The following is a 22,941-nucleotide window of genomic DNA, read 5'->3' on the forward strand; positions in this document are numbered from 1 at the left end:
GGCGCTGTACCATGGCGCTACTGCGGATCGGTTAACGCACGCCCCGTGCGACGGCAGCGGTCTGAGCAGTAGACGACTTTGTCCCAGTCGCGTTCCCATTTCTTGCGCCACGCGAACGGCCGCTCGCATACCGGACAGATTTTGGTCGGCAGATCGCGCTTGGCGACGCCCCGCGGCATCAGCGAGGGCAGCGGTTCAGGAAGGCGGCGACCTGTTTCAGATCGACCGAGCGGTCGAGATAGGTCGCCCCGATACCGCGTGCGAGCAGGAAGGGCAGCGTGCCGCCCTCCCGCTTCTTGTCATGCAGCATGTGCGCGACCAGCGTTTCGCCCGACGCGGAAATACCGGCGGCGGCGAGACCGTCGGGCAGGCGGGCGTCACGCAGATGCGCCGCGACGCGGTCGGCATCGGCGGCGGAACACAGCCCCTGTTCGGCCGAATAGGCAAAGGCCAGCGCCATGCCGGCCGCCACGCCCTCGCCATGCAGCAGCGATCCGTCGAACCCGGCCTCCGCCTCCAGCGCATGGCCGAAGGTGTGACCGAGGTTGAGCAGCGCGCGCGTGCCAGTCGTCTCGCGTTCGTCGGCGCCGACGATGCGGGCCTTGGCCGTAACCGACCGGGCGATGGCGTGGGCGCGGGCTTCAGGGTCGCCGGCCAGCAGCGCGGAACCGTTCGTCTCGCACCAGGCGAAGAAGTCGGGATCGTCGATCAGGCCATATTTGACGACCTCGGCATAGCCGGCGCGGACTTCACGCGGCGGCAGCGTGTCGAGCGTGGTCGGATCGATCAGCACCAATGCCGGCTGGTGAAAGGCGCCGACCAGATTCTTGCCTGCGCGGGTATTGATCCCGGTCTTGCCGCCGACCGACGAATCGACCTGTGCGAGCAGGGTCGTCGGCACCTGTACGAAGCCGCAGCCACGCTTCAGGATCGCGGCTGCGAAACCGACCAGATCGCCGATCACCCCGCCGCCCAGCGCCACGATATGGTCGCCGCGCTCGACGCCGAGCGCCAGCAGCGAATCGAGCAGCCGTTCGAGCGTAGCCCAGCTTTTCGAGCCTTCGCCCGCCGGGATCTCGATCGCCTCGCTCGCCACACCCGCTGCCGACAGCGATTCGCGCAGGGTCGCAAGGTGCATCGGTACATTGGCATCGGCGACGATCACCATCCGTCGCCCGCGCGCGATGGGGGCAAGATGGTCGCCGGCACGGGCAAGCACGCCGTCCTCGATCACGATGTCGTAGCTGCGGTCGCCAAGGGCGACGGGGATGACGGTCATTGGCCGATGGCTTTCAGGATCGCGGAGACGGTGGCGTCGTGCGGCGCGTGCTGGCTGACGATATGGATCGGTGCAAGCGCATAGACGGGATTGCGGATACGGGCGAGTTCGGTCAGCACCTTGCGCGGATCCTTCCCCCGTAACAAGGGACGGGTGTCGCGGCGGCGGACGCGTTCGGCCAGTATTTCGGGCGAGGCGTCGAGCCAGATCGCCAGCGACTGGTCGAGGATCAGCGCGCGCGTCTCCTCCTGCATGAATGCGCCGCCGCCGGTCGCGATGATCTTGGGCGTGCCGTCGATCAGTCGGGCGATGACCCGGCGTTCGCCGTCGCGGAAATGCGCCTCGCCGAACCGCTCGAAGATTTCGGCGATGGTCATGCCCGCGGCATGTTCGATCTCGTGATCGGCATCGACGAAATCGAGCTTCATGCGTTGGGCAAGCCGCCGGCCGACGGTGGATTTGCCGACGCCCATCAACCCGACCAGGACGATCGGACGTCCGGTCCAGGGTGGCGGCGGCTGGGGAATGGATTCTTGAATTTGCAGCATCGAACGATGGGCTATACAGCCGCCCAACCGATCGGGCAAAAGGCGCGTCGCCTTCTTTGTTCGAGCCAAATTACCGGGACGATTTGATCCATGTCGCGTTCGCTTGTCATCCTTCTCGTCGTCGTGGTCGCGCTGATCGCGGGCATGTTCCTGCTGGCGGGACGTTCGATCGAGCAGCAGCCGACCCAGATCGAAAAGGCGGTCTCGCTTGAAAATCTCGCCAACTGACCGGTTGCGGATCGGGGTCGCCGCGGCGGCGCTGATCGCGATCGCGGTACCGGCAACGGGGCAGGACGTACCCGAATCGCTGCTGCCGCCGGGGTTCGGCGATGCACCGGCCCCGACGCCGACGCCGCGACCGAGTGGCTCGGCGGCCCCGGGCGCACCGAACTTCGCGCCGCCCGCGGCGATCGTCCAGCCGATACCGGGATTGCCGGGCGCGACGCCGACGCCCACGCCGACCCCGTCCGCATCGACCGTGCCGATCGATGCCGAGGCGCTTCGGCAATATGAATTGCCCGATTTCGCGCGCCGGTCGCTGACCAATATCGGCATTGCGGGGCAGGGCAGCGACTTCAGGCGCGACGCGTTCGGCGCGGCCGATGGGCCGTGGCTGGAGCGGATCATGCGCTCGCTCGACGCGCCGGTCGCCTCGCGCTGGCTCTCGATCGCGCTGCGGCGGGCGCTGGTCGCCGATATCGATACGCCGGGCGGCGTCGACGGTGCGGATTTCGCCGCCGAGCGGGCATGGCTGCTGGTGCGGATGGGGGAGGGGCCGGCGGCGCGCGCGCTGGTCCAGTCGGTCGATATCGATAACTATACGCCCAAACTTTATCAGATCGCGATGCAGGCGTTGCTGGCGACCGGCGATCCGGGCGGCATGTGCCCGCTTGTCGCACCGGCGATGCGGGTGTCGAACGAGCGCGGATGGCGGCTGGCCAATGCCGTCTGCCTCGGCCTGAAGGGCGAGGCGCGCGAGGCGGGGCGGATCGTCGACCAGGCGCGGCGACAGGCGCCGGGCGGCGGCGCGATCGACGTGGCGCTCGCCGAAAAGCTGGTCGGCAAGGGCGCGCAGGGCAGGCGGGCGGCGACGATCGAATGGGACGGCGTCGACCGGCTGACTGCATGGCGATATGGCATGGCCGCCGCCAGCGCGACGCCGGTCCCGGCGGAAATGTTCGACGGGGTCGGTCCGCAGGTCCGCTACTGGCACGCGACCGCGCCGCAATTCGCGCCCAATGTCCGGCTGACCGATGGCGAGTTCGCGGCGGCACAGGGTGTGTTGTCGAGCGAGGCGCTGGTCGACCTGTATGCGCAGTTGCTGGCCGATGAGGATGCCAGCAGCGCGCAAAGTGCGCTGGCCACCGATTTGCGCACCGCCTTCACCGGCAATGACGATCAGCGGCTGACCATGCTGCGGCAATTCTGGGAACCGGCGGCGACGACGCCGCTCGGCCATGCCCGGCGGGTGCTGACGGCAAGGGCGGCGGCGATGATCGCGCCGGTTGCCGATCATGTCGGCGACGCGGATCAGCTGATCGCGTCGATGCTGACCGCGGGACTCGACCTGCCGGCGCTGCGCTGGCGGCCGGTGGTGCCGGTTGGCAGCGATGGCTGGGCGATGCTGGCGCTGGCCGATCCGATGGGACGATCGGTTCCGGTCGGCGCGGTGTCGGACTATGCCGGGCAGAATGGGCGCAAGGGCCAGCTGCTGTTCGCCGGGCTGGCGGGGCTGGGGCGCCTGCCGCAGGATCAGGTGCAGGGGCTGGCGCGCGACCTGAACGTCGCGATCGGCGCGCGCAACGCGTGGACCGATGCGATCGATCGGTCGGGCGTGCGCGGCGAGGCGGGCACGGTGCTGCTGCTGGCGGCAACGGGCATGCAGACGCGCGACTGGCGCGGCGTGTCGCCGGTGGCGCTGTTCCATATCGTCGCGGCACTGCGCGCGGCGGGGCGTGAGGGCGAGGCGCGGATGATCGCCGCCGAGGCGATCGCGCGGACGTGAGCGGCATCGGCGGCGATCGGGTGCTGATCGACCGTTTCCTCGAAATGATGGCGGCGGAAGCGGGGGCGGCACGCAATACCGTCGCCGCCTATCGCACCGATTTGTTGATGGCGTCCGGGGCGCTGGGCGGGCGGCTGGCCGAGGCGGATGCGGTGGCGATCGGGCGGCTGGCCGATGGCTGGGGCGACCTTGCCAAGTCGACGGTAGCGCGCAAGGCGGCGGCGCTGCGGCGATTCTTTGCTTTTCTGGCCGATGAGGGATTGCGGGCGGACGATCCGGGGGCGGCGCTGCCCCGGCCGGGCACGTCGCGGCCGCTGCCCAAGACGCTGTCGAGCGGCGATATCGATGCGATGTTCGCGGCGATCGAGGCACGGATCATACGGGTGCCGCCCGATCGCAACGACCTGCGGCTGTCGGCGCTGTTCGAACTGCTCTACGGATCGGGACTGCGCGCGACCGAGCTGGTGTCGTTGCCGCGTGCCGCGATCGTGTCGGACCGACCCTATCTGATCCTGAAGGGGAAGGGCGGGCGCGAGCGGATGCTGCCGCTGTCGGATCGCGCGCGGGCCGCCGTCGTCCGCTGGCGCGCGCATGTGCCGGCGGCCAGTCCGTGGCTGTTCCCGTCGGGCAAGGGGCATCTCAGCCGGATGCGACTATATCAGATCGTGCGGGCATTGGCGGGTGAGGCCGGCATCGCGCCCGACCGGATCAGCCCGCACGTGCTGCGCCACGCCTTTGCCACGCATCTGCTGGAAGGCGGCGCCGACCTGCGTGCGTTGCAGGCGATGCTCGGCCATGCCGATATCGCCACGACCGAAATCTATACCCATGTCGATGCGTCGCGGCTGGTGCGGCTGGTCAACGAGCGGCACCCGCTGATTGACGCCGGGCGGACACGGCCATAGGGCGCGGACCCATGGCTAGCTTCCTTGATTTCGAAAAACCCATCGCCGAATTGCAGGCGCGGATCGACGAACTGCGCGATACCGCCGCCGATGGCGAACTCGACATCGCGACCGAGATCGGGCGGTTGCAGACCAAGTCCGACCGGCTGCTGCGCGAAACCTATACCAAACTGACGCCGTGGCAGAAGACGCAGGTCGCCCGCCATCCCGAGCGGCCGCACTTCAAGCACTATGTCGCCTCGCTGGTCGAGGATTTCATGCCGCTGGGCGGGGACCGCGCCTTTGCCGACGACTCGGCGATCCTCGGCGGGATCGGGCGGTTCCGCGGGCGCAAGGTGGTGGTTATCGGACATGAGAAGGGCGACGATACCGCCAGCCGCCTCCGCCACAATTTCGGCATGGGCAAGCCCGAGGGCTATCGCAAGGCGATCCGGCTGATGCAACTCGCCGACCGGTTCGCGCTGCCGGTGGTGACGCTGGTCGATACGTCGGGCGCGTTTCCCGGCATCCAGGCCGAGGAGCGCGGACAGGCAGAGGCGATCGCCCGCTCGACCGAGGCGGCGCTGAACCTCGGCGTGCCGATGGTGTCGGCGATCCTGGGCGAAGGCGGATCGGGCGGCGCGATCGCGCTGGCGGCGGGCAATATCGTGCTGATGATGGAGCACGCCGTCTATTCGGTGATCTCGCCCGAAGGGTGCGCATCGATCCTGTGGCGCACCGCCGACAAGGCGCCGGAAGCGGCCGAGGCGATGCGCGTGACCGCGCAGGATCTCAAGTCGCTGGGCGTGATCGACCGGATCGTGCCCGAACCGCTGGGCGCTGCGCATCGCGACAAGGGTGCGGCGATCGCGGCGCTGGGTGATGCGATCGATACGGCGCTGGGCGAATTGTCGGGCATGGAGGCCGCGTCGCTGCGCCAGGCGCGGCGGCAGAAGTTCCTGAAGATGGGCCGGCTGTAACCGACATGAAAAGGGCGGCGGAGCCGAAGTCCCGCCGCCCTTTCGCAATCGGTGATCGTAAGGATCAGCCGCCGGCCTTCGTCGCCGCCATCTGGCCCGAAACGTTGTTGAAAGTCTTGCTGAGCTGGTTGCCCAGGCCCTGCATGGCGGTGATGGCGGCAACGGCGATCAGCGCGGCGATCAGCCCGTATTCGATCGCGGTGGCGCCCTTGCTGTTCTTCAGAAAGGTGCGGATCTTCTGCATATCGGTCTCCGTGGTTCTGCGTACTTCAATTTTCCCGGCCGTTCGGACGATGCCCGGTCAGCAGGCGCAGTGTACGAAGAACTCGGTTGATAAAGTTTTAAGCGGGAAGGTTACCGACAATATTTCGATGGTTAACCAACATGGCTATGCTCGATGACGTTGGTCGCGACCCCGTTCCACAGGCTGCCGTTAATGTCGCCCACGCCAGCGATGGCAGCGGCGATCGCAATCGCGACGATCGCGAGGATCATGCCATATTCGACGGCAGTGGCTCCACGCCGATCGCGCCATAGACTGTGTAGCGGGCGCTGCGCGCAACGCATGGACCTTCTACTCCGCCAAGACCGATTCGACCCCTAACGCCGGCGAGGTTAAGAAATTGTCGCTTCCACCCCACTTCCTGATGGTGACCGCCGCGGCGATGATCGATGGCGATGGCCGGGTGCTCGTCCAGCAACGCCCGCCCGGGACGGCGATGGCGGGGCTGTGGGAGTTTCCCGGCGGCAAGATCGAGCCGGGCGAAACCCCCGAGGCGGCGCTGGTCCGCGAACTGGACGAGGAATTGGGGATCGTCGTCGACCATAGCTGTCTGGCGCCGGCCGCCTTTGCCAGCGAGGCGCTGGGCGAGCGGCATCTGCTGCTGCTGCTCTACGCGCTGCGCAAATGGCAGGGGATGCCGGTCGCGCGCCATGCGACCGCGCTCAAATGGCTGCGGCCGGTACAGTTGCACGCACTCGCCATGCCGCCCGCCGACCGGCCGCTGATCGGGTTGCTGGAAGCGCTTATCTAGGCCGCAGCGTGTCGGCGAGCGACGCGGTGGCGCTGCCGCGGCGGGCGGGTTGCGGCTGGCTGGGGGCAGGGGCCCAGCCGGTCAGGTAGATGACCTCGAACTGCTCGACGGTCCGGCCATCGGGATCGGCGCGGTCGGCAAAGGCACCGGCCGCCGCCATCAATCCTGCGCGACCCAGCGGCGCGGGATCGAGCAGCCCGGTCGCACCCATGCCGCGCAGATCGTCGACCAGCCGGCCCAGCCCGGCATAGCGGACCGTCAGCGTTTCCGAATCGGCGACGGGTAGCGCGAAGCCTGCCCGAACCAGCAGGTCGCCGGCCGAGCGCAGATCGATTTGCGGATGGACACGCGCAGCCGGCCGATCGCCCTCGGCAGTCAGCAGTGATTGGCGCAGCGTGGCCAGCGTCCTGCCGCCGGTGAAGGCGGCAAGGAACAGGCCGTCGGGGCGCAGCGTCCGGCGGATCAGCGTCAGCGCGCCGGGCAGGTCGTTGACGCTGTCGAGCACGCCGACCGACACCACCAAATCGAACGCGCCATCGGCAAAGGGCAGCCGGTCCTCGTCTCCCTGCACGCCGCCTGCCGCGTGGGCAAAGGCGAAACCCGGATCGAAGCGGGCGATGCGGGCGCCCGTCGGGGGCATGAAGGCGGCATCGTGGCAGCCGAGGTCGAGCACGTCGGTGAATTGTCGCGTCACCGCCTGCAACCGGTCCTCAATCCCCTCCAGCATATAACGGTGCAGGAAATCGGCGCGCGCGAAGCCCGGCCGGGCACGGTCGCGATGCAGGCGGCGGCGCTGACGATCGAAGATATCGGGGGCATTCACGCCGCCGCTTGTGCCGGGTGGCGCGCGCGGCGACAAGGGGGCATGCCGTTTGCCCGCGCTCCTGTCGCCGCACTGAACCGGCTGGTCGCGCTGGCGCTGCCGCCGCGCTGCCCCGGCTGTGGCGAGGTCGTCGAGGCGGATCACCGTTTTTGTACCAAGTGCTGGTCGGGACTACGCTTTCTGGGCGATCCGGCGTGCGCGACCTGCGGGGCGCCGTTCGCGATCGATCGGGGAGGAGAGTTGCGGTGCGCGCCGTGCCTTGCCGCGCCACCGGCGCATGACGGACTGCGCGCCGCCGTCGCCTATGGCCCGGTCGCGCGCGATGTCGCGCTCAAGCTGAAATATGGCGGTCGGCTGGCCTTGGCGGAGACGATGGCGCGGCTGATGCGTCGCCACCTGCCGGACGACGCGACCCTGATCGTGCCGGTACCGCTGCATCGACGACGGTTGTGGACTCGCGGCTATAATCAGGCGCTGCTGATCGCCAACGGATTGTCGCGCCTGTCGGGTGTCGCGGTCGCAGGCGACGCGCTGCGACGGACGCACCCCACGCCAGCGCTGAAGGGGATGAACGGTCGCAGGCGCGCGCAGGCGGTGCGCGGTGCGTTCATGGCGTCCGATCCGGGGCGGATCGCCGGGCAGACGGTCGTGCTCGTCGACGATGTCCATACCAGCGGCGCGACCGCTGCCGCCTGTACCAAAGTGCTGCGTGCCGCCGGTGCGACGCGGGTGACGATCCTGTGCTGGGCAAGAGTCATCGGTGCGGACGATTGACAAGCCCGACCGCCAGTCACACCTGATCGTGCATGGCTAATATCATCATCTATACGAAGGCGTTCTGCCCCTATTGCACCCGCGCCAAGCGGTTGCTTGACGAGAAGGGCGCCGCTTATGACGAGATCGACATCACGCTGGGCGGAGCGAAGCGGCAGGAGATGCTGGCGCGCGCCAACGGGCGGATGACGGTGCCGCAGATCTTCATCGGCGATACCCATGTCGGCGGGTCCGACGATCTCGCGGCACTGGAACGCGCGGGCAAGCTGGACGCGCTGCTGGCGTGACCCGTATCGCGCTGCTCCAGATGACGGCGGGCATCGACCGCGACGCCAATGCTGCCGTGCTGGTGGAGGCGATCGAGCAGGCGGCTGCGGGTGGTGCGGCGATGCTGTTCACGCCTGAAATGTCCGGCCTGATCGACCGGGACCGCGAACGCGCAGCCGCGTCGATCGCGACCGAAGACGCCGACCCGGTGCTACGATCGGTAAGCGAGGCGGCGGCGCGGGTCGGCATCTGGGTGCATTTGGGGTCGCTGGCGGTGCGGCGGGCGGACGGGCGATTGGCCAATCGCGGCTATGTGATCGATGCGGCCGGCGCCGTGAGGGCTCGCTATGACAAGCTGCACCTGTTCGACGTGACGTTGCCGACCGGTGAGAGCTGGCGCGAATCGGCAAGCTACGCGCCGGGCGATTCGGCGACGGTGGTGGCGACCCCGGTCGGTCGGCTAGGGCTGACCATCTGTTACGATCTGCGCTTTCCCGACCTGTTCCGTGCGTTGAGCGATGCCGGCGCAACCATGTTGGCGGTGCCCGCGGCCTTTACGGTGCCGACCGGTGAGGCGCATTGGCACGTCCTGCTGCGCGCGCGTGCGATCGAAGCGGGCGCGTTCGTCGTCGCCGCCGCACAGGCCGGTCGCCATGCGGACGGCCGGATAACCTATGGCCATTCGCTGGTCGTCGATCCGTGGGGCAAGGTGTTGCTCGATATGGGCGACGCGGCGGGCCTTGGCTTCGTCGACATCGACCCGGCACAGGTCGATGCGGTGCGCGCACGGATTCCGGCGATCGAGCATCGCCGCGCGATCCCGCCGGTCGGGATCGTCGCGTGATCGTGTTCGACCTGCGCTGCGGCAATGCGCATGTGTTCGAGGCATGGTTCGCCTCCAGCGACGCCTATGCCGATCAGCGGGGGCGGGGGCTGATCCAATGTCCGATCTGTTCCGATGCGACGATCGAGAAGGCGGTGATGGCGCCCAATATCGCGCCGAAGGGGGATCGCGCCGCCGGCCCCACGCCCGAAATGATGAAGGCGGCGCTGCAGACGCTGGCGCAGGCGCAGCAGGCGGCGTTGGCGAATAGCGAATGGGTCGGCACCGCCTTTGCCGATCGGGCGCGGGCGATGCATGTCGGCGATGCCGAACCGGCGACGATCCATGGCCAGGCGACGCGTGCCGAGGCGAAGGCGCTAGTCGAGGAGGGCGTGGCCGTAGCGCCACTGTTACTGCCGGTCGTGCCGCCCGAGCGGGCGAATTAGGGTCGGAGAAGATGAACCCGACCCGTTCGTCCTGAGTAGCCATTGAGCTGTCGAAATGGCGTATCGAAGGACCGTCGGTGGCAGGTGCTTCGATACGGGTCTTCGACTTCGCTCAGCCCCTACGCAGCACGAACGGATCTATCTCTTGTCATCACGTTATGACGGTGACCGACATGCGGCAGCCTTTCGGCGGAACGACACTCGCCGAACTGGGGGTCGACGCCACCCACGCCTCTTTCGATCGCCCGGGTTGGGGTGGTGGTCTCGGAGGGACTCGAACCCCCGACGCCCGCTTTAGGAAAGCGGCGCTCTGTCCAGCTGAGCTACGAGACCGTCCGTGCGCTGTAGAATGCCGTCGCCCGTCGTGCAACGGGGGCGATCAACTGCCGCATTCCCAGCGGCCATTGCGATAGACGCGCTCGCCCCCATCGGCGGTGCGCATGGTCAGCGTCGCCGGCCACGCCTGCGTCGCGGTGCTCCCCTGCACCGGATTGCCCGGCTGGTGTGCGAGGGTGAAGGACACGCCGTCGCCGGCAAGGATCGCACCACCCTGTATCGCTTCGCGACCGGGCGTGGCGGCGGTGATGCGATGGAAGCGCTTGTCATATTTGACCAGCCCGTCGCCTTCGTCGCGGACCATCAGCAGCGTGGGCGTACCGGCACCGGCATGGAAGGCGCAGCCCGACCCCAGCAGGTCCTTGTCCTTGAAGTCGTCATAGACAAGCGGCTGCAATTCCGACGCCGTATGTAGCGACGGCGATGTCGGCACGCCGCGCGTCGAGACGACCGCGCCATTGGCTGCCGGTTCGACACCGCCCAACGAACCGACCGGCATCGCCGCCTGCGTCGCGTTGGCGTCGGCAGGCGGCTCGGCCGAACAGGCGGCGAGCGCGAACGGGATGAGCAGCGCGGCGTAACGGTTCATCGTTCCAAAACGTCGACTGGTCGCTACCGTTCCGTCATCCGCGCCCGATCAGGGCCAGCACTTCCTTGCGGCTGCGTTCGTCGTCGCGGAACACGCCCATCATCCGGCTGGTCGTCATGGTGACGCCCGGGGTGCGGACGCCGCGCGCGGTCATGCAGCCATGGGCTGCCTCGATCACCACCGCGACGCCGCGCGGCTGCAGCCCGTTCCAGATGCAGTCGGCGACTTCGGCGGTCAGCCGCTCCTGCACCTGCAACCGGCGGGCATAGCCGTGCAGGACGCGCGCGAGCTTCGAGATGCCGACGACATGATCCTTCGGAAGATAGGCGATATGCGCCTTGCCGACGATCGGCGCCATGTGATGTTCGCAATGCGACTGGAACGGAATGTCGCGCAGCAGGACGATCTCGTCATAGCCGCCGACCTCTTCGAAAACGCGTTCGAGGTGGCGGGCGGGATCGTCGGCATAGCCCTGCGTATATTCCTTCCACGCACGGGCGACGCGCAGCGGCGTTTCGAGCAGCCCTTCACGGTTCGGGTCCTCGCCGGTCCAGCGGATCAGGGTGCGGATCGCTTCTGCGACGTCGTCGGGCACCGGAATTTTCGGCGCCGATGCCACCAGGTCGCCGGTCCCGGCATCGTCATTCGCGTCACACATGATCGTCGTCCATTCCCGATATTCGAACTTGTTCGCATCCGCCGCATAAAATCCCTGCATCGGCGCGACTGTGGCTTCCATACCCGTTCGCCGATAAAAGCTGTACGAAGGTGCAGGTTGCCCGTTGACGCGGGATAGATGCTCCGTCACCAAATGCCAACTGCATTAGCCGGACGATATCGGCAGCGCGGATGAGGGGATGTCATGACGAAGTTCCAACTGCTGGCCGCAACCGCTCTCTCGATGGTCGCCGGCACCAGCCCGACGATCGCACAGACCGCGACTCCGGCGACCGAACCCGCCGCCGTCCAGTCGGAAGGGACAACGACCGATGACGATTGGGGGAACGAGATCATCGTCACCGCCAACCGTCGCGCCGAACCGATCCAGGACGTGCCGATCGCGGTAACCGCGGTGAATGCGCAGCTGCTCGACGATGCCGGGGTGCGCGACATCCGTGGCCTCGAACAGCTTGCCCCGTCGCTGCAAACCACGACCGGTCAGTCGTCGGCGGTGTCGACGTCGCTGTCGATTCGCGGTGTCGGCACGGCGGGCGACAATCCCGGCTTCGAACCGGCGGTCGGCGTGTTCATCGACGGCGTGTTCCGCGCCCGCGCCGGCATCGCCATCGCCGAACTGCCCGAGGTGGAGCGGGTCGAGGTGCTGCGCGGACCGCAGGGGACGCTGTTCGGGCGGAACACTTCGGCAGGCGCGCTGTCGGTGACGACGGCGATGCCGAAATTCGATCTGGGCGGCTATGTCGAGGGCGAATATGGTAATTTCAACGCCTATGAGCTGAAGGGCGCACTGACCGGGCCGGTGTCCGAACAGCTCGCCTTGCGCGTCGACGGCGGCTGGCGGCAGCGCGACGGCTATATTCAGGACGTCAATTCCGACCGTGCGTTCAACGACATCAACCGCTGGTATGTGCGCGGACAGGCGCTGTACGACACGTCGGCCTTCAGCTTCCGGCTGATCGGCGACTATTACCAGACCGATGAACAATGCTGCGGCGTGGTCAGCGGCACCCGCGGCGCGACCGCCCCGGCGATACAGGCGATTGCCGCGCAACAGGGCCGCACCGGCATCTATACCGGTCCGCCCTCCGACCGGCGCATGGCCGCGTCGCCCAATCGCGATTATGGCGAAGCCGTGCGCGACTGGGGCGTGTCGGGCGAGATCAATGCCGATGTCGGCGAGATGAAGCTGACCTCGATCAGCGCCTATCGCGATTTCCGGGTGCTGCGGAACCAGGATATCGATTATTCGGGGATCGATCGCGCCTATCGCGACGGATACCGGTCGTCGCTGCGCAACATCACGCAGGAATTGCGGTTGCAGGGGCAGCTGTTCGACGGGAAGCTCGATTTCCTCGTCGGTGGTTTCTACCTCAACGAACAGCTGAAGCTGCGCGATACGGTGCGGCTGGGCAATGATGCCAATCGCTATGTCGATACGCTGCTGGCGGGCGTGCTGGGACAGCCGGCCTCCGCCGGCGGCATCGGACGCGCGGCGCAATTCTATGGCAGTTTCAACGTGCCGACCTTTACGCAGCTCGTCACCGCGCTCCGCGGCGGCGCTGCGTTGCCGGCGGGGACGGTGCCGCTGTTCTCACAGCTCCTCTATGCGCAGAGCCCGCAGTTGCAGGCGGCGGGTGCCGCTAACCCGGCGTTGTTCGCCTATTTCAACACGCCGCTGACCCCGAACGTCGCCGGGCAGGGCAACAACAACGATGATTTTCAGGTCGATACCAACGCCTTCGCGCTGTTCACCCATAATATCGTCAACATCACCGACCAGCTCTCGCTGACGCTCGGCCTGCGCTACAATTACGAGCGCAAGGAACTGGCGGCGACGGTCAACAGCAATCCGGCGGCGTGCGGCTTCTTCCTCGGCAACGATCCGCGCGCGGTGACCTATCGCAACGCGATCCGCGCAGCGAGCCCCGCCTTGTTCCAGAACCTGTTCCTACTCAGCTGCAATCCCGCCGTGTCGAGCGAATTCAACGGCAATTACAGCCATGACCGGTCGGAAAGCCGCCTGACCGGCACGGCCAAGCTGGCGTACAAGTTCACGCCCGATATCCTCGGCTATGCCAGCTATGATCGCGGCTTCAAATCGGGCGGCTACAATCTCGATCAGGCGAGCTTCGACACGACCGTATTGGGCGGCGACGGCGCACAGGCGACGGACCTGGAATTCGGGGCGGAGACGGTCGACAGCTACGAACTGGGCTTCAAAACCAGCTTCACCCGGCAATTCTCATTCAATGCGGCGCTGTTCTACCAGAAGTTCAAGGGGCTGCAGTCGCTCATCTTTGCCGGCAACAGCTTCGTGGTGCAGAACGTGCCCCGATCGACCGCCAAGGGCGTCGAGCTTGAATCGCTGATCCAGCCGATCCGCGAATTGAGCTTCCGCTTCGGCTACACGTTGCTCGACGCGTCCTACGATGCCGATAACGATTTTAGCGGCACTCCGCTGCAGAACCAGCAGGGCCGGCAATTCCTGAACCAGCCGCGCAACGTTGTCACTGTGGCGGCGACGTGGCAGCCGCGACTGACCGGCACGCTCAATGCGCTGTTCCATGTCGACATGCGCTATAACAGCGACGTGTCGATCGTCCGGGACGGCACGGGCGCGACCACGGTCGGCAATGACGGCTATCCGCTGCTGAACGGGAAGATCGGCGTTGCGACCGACGATCGGCGCAAGCAGCTGGAGTTCTTCGTCGAGAATATCACCAACCAATATTACAATATTTCCGGCTTCGCGATTCCCGAGCAGACCGGCACCTATGGCGTCTATCCGGCGATGCCACGCTTCTACGGCGTGCGCGCACGGTTCGGCTTCTGACGGTGCGACAGGCGGTATACGCTGGATCGAGCGGAAAAATCGTGGAATCGTCGGTGCGGTTTGTCGCTTTTCCCCCGCGACAACCGTAGCGTAACCTTGCATAACCGTCGGCCTGCCGTGCCCACGGGGTGCGGCCCTGCAGGGGGATAGGAGAAATATTATGGCCAAGGAAACCACGACGACCGGCGGCGCCCGGGGCGGAATCGCGAAGCCGGTGACGCCGTCGGCCGATCTGGCGAAGATCACCGGATCCGACCCGCTGCCCCGCAGCGAAGTCGTCAGCAAGATGTGGGAATATATTAAGAAGCACGACCTTCAGAATCCGAAGGATAAGCGCGAAATCCTTGCCGACGAAACGCTTGAAAAGCTGTTCGGCAAGAAGTCGTGCTCGATGTTCGAAATGAACAAGCTGCTGAGCGCGCACATGAAGTAACGATGTCCGGCGCAAACCAGCGCCGCCGTTACGAACGAACGCCGTCCGGTCATTGCCGGGCGGCGTTTTTCGTTTCGTAACAAAGCTTTGCCGGTGAAAATATCGGAACGCGGTCTGGTGGCGATCGGTTATGTACATATCGGACGAAAGTCCGATGACGGTCACCGGCCAGCATGGGCCGGGACCATCCGCAGAAGGATAAGGAGAACCGGAATGACATTCGGAATGGTCGGGCTGTTGCTGGGTGCAATGGTGGCCGCGCCGGATCGCGGCATGGAACATGAGGTCCGCATCGACCACCGCACCGGTGCAGTGGAATCCCGGTACAGCGCCGATGTTCGGATCACGCGCAGGCAGGTCGGCACGGTCGGCGTCGGCGGCCGCCCCTCGACGCTGCGCTGCTTGTGGAGCGCGGGGCTGGTCGTCGACCGGCAGGCGCGCCACGCGTCGGGGTCGACCATGGCCCGTACGTTCGCGCATGACGGTGTCGTCGCGGGCAGTCGGCCCGGCTGGTGCAGCGCGCAGCGTCGTTCGATCGCACAGGAGGTCGCATTGCGACAGCCCGAGTTGCGCGAGCGACTGGTGCGTTTGGCGCAGGACGATCACGGCGTGCTGCACGCCGAGATCGACCGGATGCACGGAACGACCCAGGCAGGATGATCGGCCGGGTCATGCTAGGTGCGGCGTCGCTGCTGCCGTTGGCGGCGGCGCATGGCCAGTCGCTGCCGTCCGTCGGTGTCGAAGCGACGATCGACGAGCGGCGTCGCGGGCTTAGCTGGAGCGAGGGCCGGGCGTCGGTGTCGGGCGATCTCGCTGTCACGCTGGGAACGATCGAACTGGACGCCCGGGTGGCGGCGCTGCGCGGATCGATACGGCACGACAATGCCGATGCGGTGGCCGATCTGGGCGCGGCATTCGTGACCGGCGTCGGGCCGTTCCAGCTTCGTGCGCGCGCGATCGGCCATGTCTTTGCCGGCGCGTCGAGCGGCATGGACTATGGCGAGATCGGCGGTGATGCGCGCTACACGCTGGGTCCGCTGGAACTGACCGCCGGTGCCCTTTACGCGCCGCCGCAGGACGCGATCGGGGGCAGCAACCTGTATCTGTCGGCACAGGCGGTGGCGGGCATTCCGATGACGCCGTTCACGCTGGTCGGCGGGGTCGGGCGGTCTTCGGGAACGGTCGACGATCCGGTGCGTGCCGACCGACTGCGGCCGGGGGGCAGCTATCGCGACTGGCGGCTGGGCCTGGAGCATGTGACCGGACCGCTGACGCTGGCGCTCGAGTATGTCGGGACCGATCTGGCCGAAGGGCGGCCGGTCAGCGCGATCGGTGATCGCGGGAATAGCGGCGACCGGGTGCTCGCGCGGGCGAGGGTCGCTTTCTGACCTTTACGAAACAGCTGTATCCCCGCCCGCGCGGGGATACAGTAAAGGTCGAGGTGTAGCCTTAACCCCGCGCCGCCGCGTTGGCCGCGCTCAGCGCAGCCCGGACGGTGGCGGTCGCGACGTCGCCATCGATGCCGACGCCGAACACGCGCCGGCCGTCGGGCAGGCTGCATTCGAGATAGGCGGCGGCCTGCGCATCGGCGCCATGGCCGATCGCATGCTCGCTATAATCGACCACGTCCATGTCGATCCCGCCCTCTTCCCGCAGCGCGGCGAGGAGACCGGACAGCAGGCCGTTGCCCTTGCCCGAGATCGAACGTTCCTCGCCATCCAGCCGGACGCGCCCGACAAAGGTACGCGGCGGCCCGCCCCCCGGCGCATGCGTCTCGGCATAGTCGATCAGGGCATAGCGATCCTTGCCATGCGGCAGATAGGCGTCGTGGAACGCGGCCCAGATATCGGCGGCGTTCAATTCGCGACCGAGCGTATCGGCCATCGCCTGCACATGGCGGCTGAAATCGGCCTGCAACCGCTTGGGCAGTTTCAGCCCCTTGTCCTGTTCCAGCACCCACGCCACGCCGCCCTTGCCCGACTGCGAATTGACGCGGATCACCGCTTCATAGCTGCGGCCGAGATCGGCGGGATCGATCGGCAGATAGGGCACTTCCCAAAGGCCGTCATTGCGCACCGCCTGCGCCGCCATGCCCTTCTTGATCGCGTCCTGATGGCTGCCCGAAAAGGCGGTGAACACCAGATCGCCGGCATAGGGCGTGCGCGGATGGACGGGCAGGGCGGTGCAGTAATTCACCGTGTTCACGACCTCGTCGATATCCGACAGGTCGAGCGCTGGGTCGACGCCCTGCGTGTAGAGGTTCAGCGCGACGGTCACGAGGTCGCAATTGCCGGTGCGCTCGCCATTGCCGAGCAGGCAGCCCTCGACCCGGTCGGCCCCCGCCATCAGCCCCAGTTCGGCGGCGGCGACGCCGGTGCCGCGGTCGTTATGGGTATGCAGCGAGATGACGACACTGTCGCGGTTCGGCACGTTGCGGCAGAACCATTCGATCTGGTCGGCATAGACGTTGGGCGTCGCTGCCTCGACCGTCGCCGGCAGGTTCAGGATCAGCGGTTTGTCCGGCGTCGGCTGCAGCACCTCCATCACCGCCGCGCACACCTCGACCGAGAAATCGAGTTCGGCGGTCGAGAAGGTTTCAGGGCTGTATTCGAACCGCCAGTCGGTGTTCGGCCGCTTGCCGGCTTCGTCGCGCAGCACCTTGGCGCCGGCGACCGCGATCGCCTTCACCTCGGGGCGCTCCATGCCGAACACGATCCGCCGCCATGCCGGGCTGACCGCGTTGTAGAGATGGACGATCGCCTGCTTCGCGCCATCGAGGCTTTCGAAGCTGCGTTCGATCAGGTCGCGGCGCGACTGGGTCAGCACCTGCACCCACACATCGTCGGGGATGCGGTCCTGCTTGACGAGGCCGGAGATGAAGTCGAACTCGGTCGCGCCCGCTGACGGGAAGCCGACCTCGATCTCCTTCAGCCCGACCTTCAGCAACAGGTCGAAGAAGCGGTTCTTCTTCTCCGCGCCCATCGGATCGATCAGCGCCTGATTGCCGTCGCGCAGGTCGGTGGACAGCCAGCGCGGCGCACGAGTGATGGTGCGCGACGGCCATTGGCGATCGGGCAGGTCGATGGTCGGAAAGGGGCGGTATTTGGTCGAAGGATCGCGCAACATGTCGTCTACAGCCTGTCTGGGGCGTCGTGCGGACGCCGGTATCTGCCGGAAAGGTTCGATACTCCCTCAGGGAAGGCGCACGCGCGTGCGATCCTGCCCTAAGGGCGGCTAAGTCGTAGCAGGCTGGCGAACGCGCGGACCATGACGCGTCTGTGGGCAAAAGCGGACCGAAAGTCCAGCACCGATGGCAGGGACACCGGTTGGTAATATTTTCCGGTTCAATGCCAACACGTTGGATGAGAAACGCATCGGAATGTCATGCTGCAATTAATCTATGTGAGTACGGCGCGGAGCAGCGAGACGATCGATCTCGACGATATTCTCGCCAAATCGCGGCGCAACAACCGGCGTGACGGGATCACCGGGCTGCTGCATGCGAAAGGGCGGCGGTTCCTGCAGGCGTTGGAGGGGGACGTGGTCAAGGTCGAAGCGGCCTATGCCCGCATCGCCCGGGATCCGCGTCATTTCGCCCTGGTCGTGCTGTCGCGGCGTTCGGTCGAAACGCGCGAATTCGGCGACTGGGCGATGGCCGCCGATGATGGCAGCGGCAGCGTGATAGAACAGGTGGCGAAGCTCGTCGAAGGCGCCGCGCCGAGCGTGCGCGGCACCTTCGAAGGTTTTGCGGGGATGCGCGCGGCCTGAACCGCGCGCGGCTGGATCACGCCGCGACGAAGGCGGCGTTGATCGTCAGGTCGACCTTGTCCGACACCGCCGGTACGGCGAAGCCTAGGCCGAAATCGCTGCGGTTGATCGAACCCGTTGCAACGAAGCCGACATTCTTCTTCTTGTTCATTGGGTTCTCGCCAGCGCCCATGAAACGGACGGTCAACTGAACCGGCTTGGTCTGGCCCTTGATCGTCAGGTCGCCGGCCATCATCCAGTGGTCGCCCATCGGCTGGATACGGGTCGAGACGAACTTCGCGGTCGGATAGGTGGCGACGTCGAAAAAGTCCTTCGACTTGAGGTGATTCGCGAACTGCGGGCTGGTGACGGTCAGCGAATCGGCAATGTTGAAGTCAATCGCCACCTTGCTGGAAGCAGCGTTCTTCGGGTCGATCGTCGCCGATCCACCCGTCGCGCCGAACAGGCCGTCGAGCATCGAGAAGCCCATGTGATTCACGCGCCATGCGACCTGGGTGTGGGCGGTGTCGACAGTGTAGTTGCCGGCGGTGACGCGGGCTTTGTCGGGCGCGCCCGGCATTTGGGCAACCGTCGGGGCGGCGACCGCGAACAGGGCGGCGGCGAGGATCAGGGGCGTGCGCATTTGGTGCTCTCCGGTAAGGCGAAGTCAGGATGCCGCCTTTGTCGGGGGCGCCGCGCTTCGGGTCAAATACCGGATGCGAAACACTTGGTTTCGGTTTGGGTGCCGTAGGTTGGGAGTAGGGTGCGTCGGCTGCCGCCATACTGGCGAAGGCTGGGATCCACGGATGCCGCACGCTCGCGATCCATCGACACTACCCGGCACGATGGATGCCGGCCTTCGCCGGAATGACGGGAAGCGGATGCGGCCCGCCCGCCCGTCGGTCGCGGCAAAGCCGCGCCCCGAAAGGCGGGCTTTGTCGCGCCGGCCGGTTGGTCGATCAGTACGAACTAACGCCGTTAGTTCTTGGTCTGATCGACCAACTTGTTCGCACCGATCCACGGCATCATCGCGCGCAGTTCGGCGCCGGTCTTCTCGATCGGATGCGCCGCCGCCTGCTTGCGGGCGGCCTTCAACTCGGGCTGACCGGCACGGTTGTCGAGGACGAAGTTCTTGACGAAGCGGCCCGACTGGATGTCGGCTAGGACGCGCTTCATTTCCTTCTTCGTTTCGTCGGTGATGATGCGCGGGCCGGTGACGATGTCGCCATATTCGGCGGTGTTCGAGATCGAATAGCGCATGTTGGCGATGCCGCCCTCATACAGCAGGTCGACGATCAGCTTGGTTTCGTGGAGGCATTCGAAATAGGCCATTTCCGGTGCGTAACCGGCCTCGACCAGCGTTTCGAACCCGGCCTGGATCAGGTGGGTCACGCCGCCGCACAGCACGGCCTGCTCGCCGAACAGGTCGGTTTCGCATTCCTCGCGGAAATTGGTTTCGATGATGCCCGAACGGCCGCCGCCCACGCCCGACGCATAGGCGAGCGCGATGTCATGGGCATTGCCCGATGCGTCCTGATGGATCGCGACGAGGCAGGGCACGCCGCCACCCTTCACATATTCGCTGCGCACGGTATGGCCGGGACCCTTCGGCGCAATCATGATGACGTCGACGTCGGCGCGCGGTTCGATCAGGCCGAAATGGACGTTCAGGCCATGCGCGAAGGCGAGCGCCGCGCCGGGACGCAGGTTTTCGTGAATGTCGGCGGCATAGATCGCGGCCTGATGCTCGTCGGGCGCCAGGATCATGAGGATATCGGCCCATGCGGCGGCTTCGGCATTCGGCATCACCTTGAAGCCGGCGCCTTCGGCCTTGGCCGCGCTGGCCGAACCGGGACGCAGGGCGATGGCGACGTTCTTGACGCCCGAGTCACGCAAGTTCTGCGCATGGGCATGGCCCTGCGAACCATAGCCGAGGATCGCGATCTTCTTGTCGCTGATGAGGTTCAGATCGGCGTCGCGATCATAATAGACACGCATGTGGGTTCCCTTTCGAAATTGGCGCAGTCCCGGTTTCGGGCGCGATGGATGGGTTCAGGCGGCCTCTCGTCCGCGGGCGATGGCGGCGATGCCGGTGCGAGCAACCTCGACCAGACCGACTTCGGCCATCAATTCGGTGAACTTGTCGATCTTTTCGATCGATCCCGTCACCTCGAACACGAAACTTGACACCGTCGCATCGACCACGCGGGCGCGATAGACTTCCGCCAGGCGCAGCGCTTCGATGCGATGCTCGCCGGTGCCGACGACCTTAACCAGCGCCAGCTCGCGTTCGACATGCGCACCCTGCACGGTCAGGTCTACGACCTTGTGTACCGGCACCAGCCGGTCGAGCTGGGCGATGATCTGTTCCATCACCGGGGGCGATGCGCTGGTGACGATGGTGATCCGGCTAACCGCCTTGTCGACGGTGATCTCCGACACGGTCAGGCTCTCGATGTTATAGCCACGCCCCGAAAAGAGCCCGGCGATGCGCGCAAGGATGCCGGGTTCGTTGTCGACGAGCACGGCCAGCGTGTGCCGTTCGGTCTGTTCGGTCTTGATGTGCATTCTGAAAAATTCCTCCCCGGCACGGGGAGGGGGACCAGCCGCAGGCTGGTGGAGGGGGACCTCCACCGGCGATACGTATGAGGCGATCCCCCTCCACCGCTCTTCGAGCGGTCCCCCTCCCCGCGAGCGGGGAGGAACTAAAAGGTCAAACCAGCGCCTTGGCCTCGTCGTCCATTTCGCCCGAGACTTCGTTGGCTTGCAGGATCATATCGGTATGTGCCGCGCCGCTCGGGATCATCGGGAAGCAGTTGGCGAGCTTCGCCACCATGCAGTCGACGATCACCGGGCCGTCATGATCGAGCATCGCCTGGATACCCGATTCCAGATCAGCCGGGTCCTCGATGCGAATGCCCTTCCAGCCATAGGCTTCGCCCAGCTTCACAAAGTCGGGCAGCGAGTCCGAATAGCTGTTCGAATAGCGCGAGCTATAGGTCAGTTCCTGCCACTGGCGGACCATGCCCATATATTCGTTGTTGAGGATGAACACCTTCACCGGCAGGCGATATTGCGTCGCCGTCGCCAGTTCCTGAATGTTCATCTGGATCGACGCCTCGCCGGCAATGTCGATGCACAGCGCCCCCGGATTGCCGAGCTGCGCGCCGATCGCGGCGGGCAGGCCATAGCCCATCGTGCCGAGACCGCCGCTGGTCAGCCACTTGTTGGGCGCTTCGAAGCCGAAATGCTGCGCGGCCCACATCTGGTGCTGACCGACCTCGGTCGACACGATCGGGGCGCGATGCTTGGTCGCCTCGTACAGCGCACGGATCGCCCGCTGCGGCATGATTTCCTTGGTCGACTCCGGGAAGTCGAGGCAGCGCTTCGCCCGCCAGCCATCGATCTTCGACCACCATGCCGACAGGTCGGGCTTGGGATGCTGGCGCGCCTTCCAGACGCGGACCATGTCCTCCATCGCGTGACCGGCATCGGCGATGATGCCGAGATCGGCACGGACGATCTTGTTCACGCTGGAACGGTCGATATCGATATGGACCTTGCGGCTGCGCGGGGAAAAGGCATCGAGCCGCCCCGTCACCCGGTCGTCGAAGCGCGCACCGATCGCGACGACCAGATCGGCCTCGTTCATCGCCATATTCGCTTCGTAGGTGCCGTGCATGCCGAGCATCCCCAGCCATTGCGGGCTGGATGCGGGCAGGGCGCCCAGACCCATCAGCGTCGACGTGACCGGCGCGCCCGAAATCCGCGCGAGTTCGCGCAGCAGCTGCGACGCGCCCGGACCCGAATTGATGATACCGCCACCGGTGTAGAGCACCGGGCGTTCCGCGGCGGCCAGCATGTCGACGACCTGTTCGATCGCCGCCCGGTCGGCCTTCACCTTCGGACGATAGGTCTTGTGCTGGATCGGGCCGGGCTTGGTATAGCGCGCGGTCGCGACCTGCACGTCCTTGGGAATGTCGATCACGACCGGTCCGGGGCGACCGGCAGTGGCGATATGGAACGCCTCGTGAATGACATGGCCGAGCTTGGCCGGGTCCTTCACCAGATAATTGTGCTTGCAGCAGTGGCGCGTGATGCCGACGGTGTCGGCCTCCTGAAACGCGTCGGTGCCGATCAGCGCGGTCGGAACCTGCCCGGTGATGACGACCATCGGGATCGAGTCGAGCAGCGCGTCGGTGATGCCGGTGACGGCATTGGTCGCGCCCGGACCCGAAGTGACCAGCACGACGCCGGGCTTGCCGGTCGAACGCGCATAGCCCTCGGCCGCATGGGTTGCAGCCTGTTCGTGGCGGACGAGGATGTGCTTGATTCGGCTATGTTCGAACAGCGCATCATAGATGGGCAGCACTGCGCCGCCGGGATAGCCGAATACGACTTCCACGCCGAGGTCGACGAGGGCCTCGACCAAAATGGCGGCTCCGCTCTTCTCGGTCATGGG

27 protein-coding genes and 1 tRNA gene are annotated in these 22,941 nt (G+C 66.3%); 14 read left to right on the top strand and 14 right to left on the bottom strand.

All coding sequences use genetic code 11. The annotated features are described in order from the left end of the window. Nucleotides 1–17: 17 nt before the first annotated feature. Genes MF607_RS08815 through MF607_RS08825 form a run of 3 tightly spaced genes read right to left on the bottom strand, consistent with a single transcriptional unit; the run spans nt 18 to nt 1,827 of the window. On the bottom strand, nt 18–179 hold the full coding sequence (locus tag MF607_RS08815) for a DUF2256 domain-containing protein (RefSeq protein ID WP_242117611.1): 162 nt from the start codon (nt 177–179) through the stop codon (nt 18–20). Further along, complete coding sequence (gene aroB / locus MF607_RS08820) at nt 179–1,279, bottom strand: 3-dehydroquinate synthase (protein WP_242117613.1); 1,101 nt, start codon at nt 1,277–1,279, stop codon at nt 179–181. The genes MF607_RS08815 and aroB overlap by 1 nt, the downstream gene beginning before the upstream one ends. Then, nucleotides 1,276–1,827: a shikimate kinase gene (locus tag MF607_RS08825; protein WP_242117616.1), complete on the bottom strand. Its 552-nt coding sequence runs from the start codon at nt 1,825–1,827 to the stop codon at nt 1,276–1,278. The genes aroB and MF607_RS08825 overlap by 4 nt, the downstream gene beginning before the upstream one ends. Before the next feature lie 90 nt (nt 1,828–1,917). On the opposite strand from MF607_RS08825, the gene MF607_RS08830 reads away from it, so the two are divergent. From MF607_RS08830 to MF607_RS08845, 4 genes are read left to right on the top strand one after another with little or no spacing between them, the layout of a single operon-like run. Beyond that, complete coding sequence (locus tag MF607_RS08830; RefSeq protein ID WP_242117618.1) at nt 1,918–2,055, top strand: hypothetical protein; 138 nt, start codon at nt 1,918–1,920, stop codon at nt 2,053–2,055. Continuing rightward, nucleotides 2,036–3,832: a hypothetical protein gene (locus tag MF607_RS08835; RefSeq protein WP_242117620.1), complete on the top strand. Its 1,797-nt coding sequence runs from the start codon at nt 2,036–2,038 to the stop codon at nt 3,830–3,832. The genes MF607_RS08830 and MF607_RS08835 overlap by 20 nt, the downstream gene beginning before the upstream one ends. Nucleotides 3,833–3,837: 5 nt before the next feature. After that, nucleotides 3,838–4,737 (top strand): tyrosine-type recombinase/integrase, encoded by a 900-nt coding sequence (locus MF607_RS08840; RefSeq protein WP_347340877.1) that lies wholly within the window; start codon nt 3,838–3,840, stop codon nt 4,735–4,737. A gap of 11 nt (nt 4,738–4,748) precedes the next feature. Then, nucleotides 4,749–5,696, top strand: coding sequence for an acetyl-CoA carboxylase carboxyltransferase subunit alpha (locus tag MF607_RS08845; protein WP_242117622.1), 948 nt, complete (start codon nt 4,749–4,751; stop codon nt 5,694–5,696). Between the two features lie 64 nt (nt 5,697–5,760). Here MF607_RS08845 and MF607_RS08850 read toward each other — a convergent pair whose 3' ends face one another. Together MF607_RS08850 and MF607_RS22700 are read right to left on the bottom strand one after the other, a co-directional pair. Further along, the gene (locus MF607_RS08850; protein WP_242117625.1) at nt 5,761–5,940 is read right to left on the bottom strand and encodes a Flp family type IVb pilin; all 180 of its coding nucleotides are present in this window, start codon (nt 5,938–5,940) and stop codon (nt 5,761–5,763) included. Nucleotides 5,941–6,071: 131 nt separating this feature from the next. Next, nucleotides 6,072–6,263, bottom strand: a complete 192-nt coding sequence (locus MF607_RS22700) for a Flp family type IVb pilin (RefSeq protein WP_277925809.1) — start codon at nt 6,261–6,263, stop codon at nt 6,072–6,074. An 80-nt stretch (nt 6,264–6,343) separates the two neighbouring features. Between MF607_RS22700 and MF607_RS08860 the strand changes: the two genes are divergently transcribed. Continuing rightward, a complete protein-coding gene (locus MF607_RS08860) occupies nt 6,344–6,730 on the top strand; it encodes a (deoxy)nucleoside triphosphate pyrophosphohydrolase (RefSeq protein ID WP_242117906.1) in 387 nt (128 codons plus the stop codon). On the opposite strand, the gene MF607_RS08865 is transcribed toward MF607_RS08860, so the two are convergent. After that, the gene (locus tag MF607_RS08865) at nt 6,723–7,553 is read right to left on the bottom strand and encodes a class I SAM-dependent methyltransferase (protein ID WP_242117629.1); all 831 of its coding nucleotides are present in this window, start codon (nt 7,551–7,553) and stop codon (nt 6,723–6,725) included. The genes MF607_RS08860 and MF607_RS08865 overlap by 8 nt on opposite strands. Nucleotides 7,554–7,595: 42 nt before the next feature. Between MF607_RS08865 and MF607_RS08870 the strand changes: the two genes are divergently transcribed. The 4 genes from MF607_RS08870 to MF607_RS08885 are packed head-to-tail and all read left to right on the top strand — an operon-like array spanning nt 7,596 to nt 9,863. Then, nucleotides 7,596–8,327 (top strand): ComF family protein, encoded by a 732-nt coding sequence (locus MF607_RS08870; protein WP_242117631.1) that lies wholly within the window; start codon nt 7,596–7,598, stop codon nt 8,325–8,327. A 32-nt stretch (nt 8,328–8,359) separates the two neighbouring features. Beyond that, a complete protein-coding gene (grxC, locus tag MF607_RS08875) occupies nt 8,360–8,614 on the top strand; it encodes a glutaredoxin 3 (protein ID WP_242117634.1) in 255 nt (84 codons plus the stop codon). After that, complete coding sequence (locus MF607_RS08880; protein WP_347340872.1) at nt 8,611–9,438, top strand: carbon-nitrogen hydrolase family protein; 828 nt, start codon at nt 8,611–8,613, stop codon at nt 9,436–9,438. The genes grxC and MF607_RS08880 overlap by 4 nt, the downstream gene beginning before the upstream one ends. Further along, nucleotides 9,435–9,863 carry a DUF1178 family protein gene (locus MF607_RS08885; protein ID WP_242117637.1) on the top strand — a complete coding sequence of 143 codons (429 nt, stop codon included), beginning with the start codon at nt 9,435–9,437 and terminating at the stop codon, nt 9,861–9,863. The genes MF607_RS08880 and MF607_RS08885 overlap by 4 nt, the downstream gene beginning before the upstream one ends. 256 nt (nt 9,864–10,119) lie before the next feature. Here MF607_RS08885 and MF607_RS08890 read toward each other — a convergent pair. The 3 genes from MF607_RS08890 to folE form a co-directional block, all read right to left on the bottom strand. Continuing rightward, nucleotides 10,120–10,196: transfer RNA gene (locus MF607_RS08890), tRNA-Arg, on the bottom strand. 46 nt (nt 10,197–10,242) lie between these two features. Then, nucleotides 10,243–10,788 (bottom strand): hypothetical protein, encoded by a 546-nt coding sequence (locus tag MF607_RS08895; RefSeq protein ID WP_242117639.1) that lies wholly within the window; start codon nt 10,786–10,788, stop codon nt 10,243–10,245. 34 nt (nt 10,789–10,822) lie between these two features. Beyond that, nucleotides 10,823–11,446 carry a GTP cyclohydrolase I FolE gene (folE, locus tag MF607_RS08900; protein ID WP_242117910.1) on the bottom strand — a complete coding sequence of 208 codons (624 nt, stop codon included), beginning with the start codon at nt 11,444–11,446 and terminating at the stop codon, nt 10,823–10,825. Nucleotides 11,447–11,650: 204 nt separating this feature from the next. Here folE and MF607_RS08905 point away from each other — a divergent pair, with 204 nt between their 5' ends. The 4 genes from MF607_RS08905 to MF607_RS08920 all read left to right on the top strand — a co-directional run bounded on the left by MF607_RS08905 (nt 11,651) and on the right by MF607_RS08920 (nt 16,120). Beyond that, complete coding sequence (locus MF607_RS08905) at nt 11,651–14,299, top strand: TonB-dependent receptor (protein WP_242117641.1); 2,649 nt, start codon at nt 11,651–11,653, stop codon at nt 14,297–14,299. A gap of 160 nt (nt 14,300–14,459) precedes the next feature. Then, on the top strand, nt 14,460–14,732 hold the full coding sequence (locus MF607_RS08910; protein ID WP_055761337.1) for an SWIB/MDM2 domain-containing protein: 273 nt from the start codon (nt 14,460–14,462) through the stop codon (nt 14,730–14,732). A gap of 213 nt (nt 14,733–14,945) precedes the next feature. Beyond that, nucleotides 14,946–15,392, top strand: coding sequence for a hypothetical protein (locus MF607_RS08915; protein WP_242117643.1), 447 nt, complete (start codon nt 14,946–14,948; stop codon nt 15,390–15,392). After that, the gene (locus MF607_RS08920) at nt 15,389–16,120 is read left to right on the top strand and encodes a TorF family putative porin (RefSeq protein ID WP_242117645.1); all 732 of its coding nucleotides are present in this window, start codon (nt 15,389–15,391) and stop codon (nt 16,118–16,120) included. The genes MF607_RS08915 and MF607_RS08920 overlap by 4 nt, the downstream gene beginning before the upstream one ends. 61 nt (nt 16,121–16,181) lie before the next feature. Here MF607_RS08920 and leuA read toward each other — a convergent pair whose 3' ends face one another. Next, nucleotides 16,182–17,858, bottom strand: a complete 1,677-nt coding sequence (gene leuA, locus MF607_RS08925) for a 2-isopropylmalate synthase (RefSeq protein WP_242117647.1) — start codon at nt 17,856–17,858, stop codon at nt 16,182–16,184. 258 nt (nt 17,859–18,116) lie between these two features. Here leuA and MF607_RS08930 point away from each other — a divergent pair, with 258 nt between their 5' ends. Continuing rightward, nucleotides 18,117–18,500, top strand: coding sequence for a BLUF domain-containing protein (locus MF607_RS08930; RefSeq protein WP_277925813.1), 384 nt, complete (start codon nt 18,117–18,119; stop codon nt 18,498–18,500). Nucleotides 18,501–18,516: 16 nt separating this feature from the next. Here MF607_RS08930 and MF607_RS08935 read toward each other — a convergent pair whose 3' ends face one another. The 4 genes from MF607_RS08935 to MF607_RS08950 all read right to left on the bottom strand — a co-directional run bounded on the left by MF607_RS08935 (nt 18,517) and on the right by MF607_RS08950 (nt 22,938). Beyond that, nucleotides 18,517–19,122 (bottom strand): YceI family protein, encoded by a 606-nt coding sequence (locus MF607_RS08935; protein ID WP_242117651.1) that lies wholly within the window; start codon nt 19,120–19,122, stop codon nt 18,517–18,519. 335 nt (nt 19,123–19,457) lie between these two features. Continuing rightward, nucleotides 19,458–20,477, bottom strand: coding sequence for a ketol-acid reductoisomerase (gene ilvC / locus MF607_RS08940; RefSeq protein ID WP_242117653.1), 1,020 nt, complete (start codon nt 20,475–20,477; stop codon nt 19,458–19,460). A 54-nt stretch (nt 20,478–20,531) separates the two neighbouring features. Further along, nucleotides 20,532–21,047, bottom strand: a complete 516-nt coding sequence (gene ilvN, locus MF607_RS08945) for an acetolactate synthase small subunit (RefSeq protein ID WP_242117655.1) — start codon at nt 21,045–21,047, stop codon at nt 20,532–20,534. 145 nt (nt 21,048–21,192) lie between these two features. Beyond that, nucleotides 21,193–22,938 (bottom strand): acetolactate synthase 3 large subunit, encoded by a 1,746-nt coding sequence (locus MF607_RS08950; RefSeq protein ID WP_242117658.1) that lies wholly within the window; start codon nt 22,936–22,938, stop codon nt 21,193–21,195. Between the last annotated feature and the right edge of the window lie 3 nt (nt 22,939–22,941).

This window comes from Sphingomonas lacusdianchii (genome assembly GCF_022664395.1).
Lineage (GTDB): Bacteria > Pseudomonadota > Alphaproteobacteria > Sphingomonadales > Sphingomonadaceae > Sphingomonas > Sphingomonas lacusdianchii.

Excerpts from the sequence above, each read along its gene's own strand:
- MF607_RS08830 (WP_242117618.1), top strand. The coding sequence starts at position 1,918 with ATGTCGCGTTCGCTTGTCATCCTTCTCGTCGTCGTGGTCGCGCTGATC.
- MF607_RS08850 (WP_242117625.1), bottom strand. The coding sequence starts at position 5,940 with ATGCAGAAGATCCGCACCTTTCTGAAGAACAGCAAGGGCGCCACCGCG.
- ilvN (WP_242117655.1), bottom strand. The coding sequence starts at position 21,047 with ATGCACATCAAGACCGAACAGACCGAACGGCACACGCTGGCCGTGCTC.
- MF607_RS08930 (WP_277925813.1), top strand. The coding sequence starts at position 18,117 with ATGCTGCAATTAATCTATGTGAGTACGGCGCGGAGCAGCGAGACGATC.
- aroB (WP_242117613.1), bottom strand. The coding sequence starts at position 1,279 with ATGACCGTCATCCCCGTCGCCCTTGGCGACCGCAGCTACGACATCGTG.
- MF607_RS08920 (WP_242117645.1), top strand. The coding sequence starts at position 15,389 with ATGATCGGCCGGGTCATGCTAGGTGCGGCGTCGCTGCTGCCGTTGGCG.
- MF607_RS08825 (WP_242117616.1), bottom strand. The coding sequence starts at position 1,827 with ATGCTGCAAATTCAAGAATCCATTCCCCAGCCGCCGCCACCCTGGACC.
- MF607_RS08915 (WP_242117643.1), top strand. The coding sequence starts at position 14,946 with ATGACATTCGGAATGGTCGGGCTGTTGCTGGGTGCAATGGTGGCCGCG.
- MF607_RS08860 (WP_242117906.1), top strand. The coding sequence starts at position 6,344 with ATGGTGACCGCCGCGGCGATGATCGATGGCGATGGCCGGGTGCTCGTC.
- grxC (WP_242117634.1), top strand. The coding sequence starts at position 8,360 with ATGGCTAATATCATCATCTATACGAAGGCGTTCTGCCCCTATTGCACC.
- MF607_RS22700 (WP_277925809.1), bottom strand. The coding sequence starts at position 6,263 with ATGCGTTGCGCGCAGCGCCCGCTACACAGTCTATGGCGCGATCGGCGT.
- MF607_RS08950 (WP_242117658.1), bottom strand. The coding sequence starts at position 22,938 with ATGACCGAGAAGAGCGGAGCCGCCATTTTGGTCGAGGCCCTCGTCGAC.
- MF607_RS08895 (WP_242117639.1), bottom strand. The coding sequence starts at position 10,788 with ATGAACCGTTACGCCGCGCTGCTCATCCCGTTCGCGCTCGCCGCCTGT.
- MF607_RS08910 (WP_055761337.1), top strand. The coding sequence starts at position 14,460 with ATGGCCAAGGAAACCACGACGACCGGCGGCGCCCGGGGCGGAATCGCG.
- ilvC (WP_242117653.1), bottom strand. The coding sequence starts at position 20,477 with ATGCGTGTCTATTATGATCGCGACGCCGATCTGAACCTCATCAGCGAC.
- leuA (WP_242117647.1), bottom strand. The coding sequence starts at position 17,858 with ATGTTGCGCGATCCTTCGACCAAATACCGCCCCTTTCCGACCATCGAC.
- MF607_RS08845 (WP_242117622.1), top strand. The coding sequence starts at position 4,749 with ATGGCTAGCTTCCTTGATTTCGAAAAACCCATCGCCGAATTGCAGGCG.
- MF607_RS08905 (WP_242117641.1), top strand. The coding sequence starts at position 11,651 with ATGACGAAGTTCCAACTGCTGGCCGCAACCGCTCTCTCGATGGTCGCC.
- MF607_RS08870 (WP_242117631.1), top strand. The coding sequence starts at position 7,596 with ATGCCGTTTGCCCGCGCTCCTGTCGCCGCACTGAACCGGCTGGTCGCG.
- MF607_RS08935 (WP_242117651.1), bottom strand. The coding sequence starts at position 19,122 with ATGCGCACGCCCCTGATCCTCGCCGCCGCCCTGTTCGCGGTCGCCGCC.
- folE (WP_242117910.1), bottom strand. The coding sequence starts at position 11,446 with ATGTGTGACGCGAATGACGATGCCGGGACCGGCGACCTGGTGGCATCG.
- MF607_RS08815 (WP_242117611.1), bottom strand. The coding sequence starts at position 179 with ATGCCGCGGGGCGTCGCCAAGCGCGATCTGCCGACCAAAATCTGTCCG.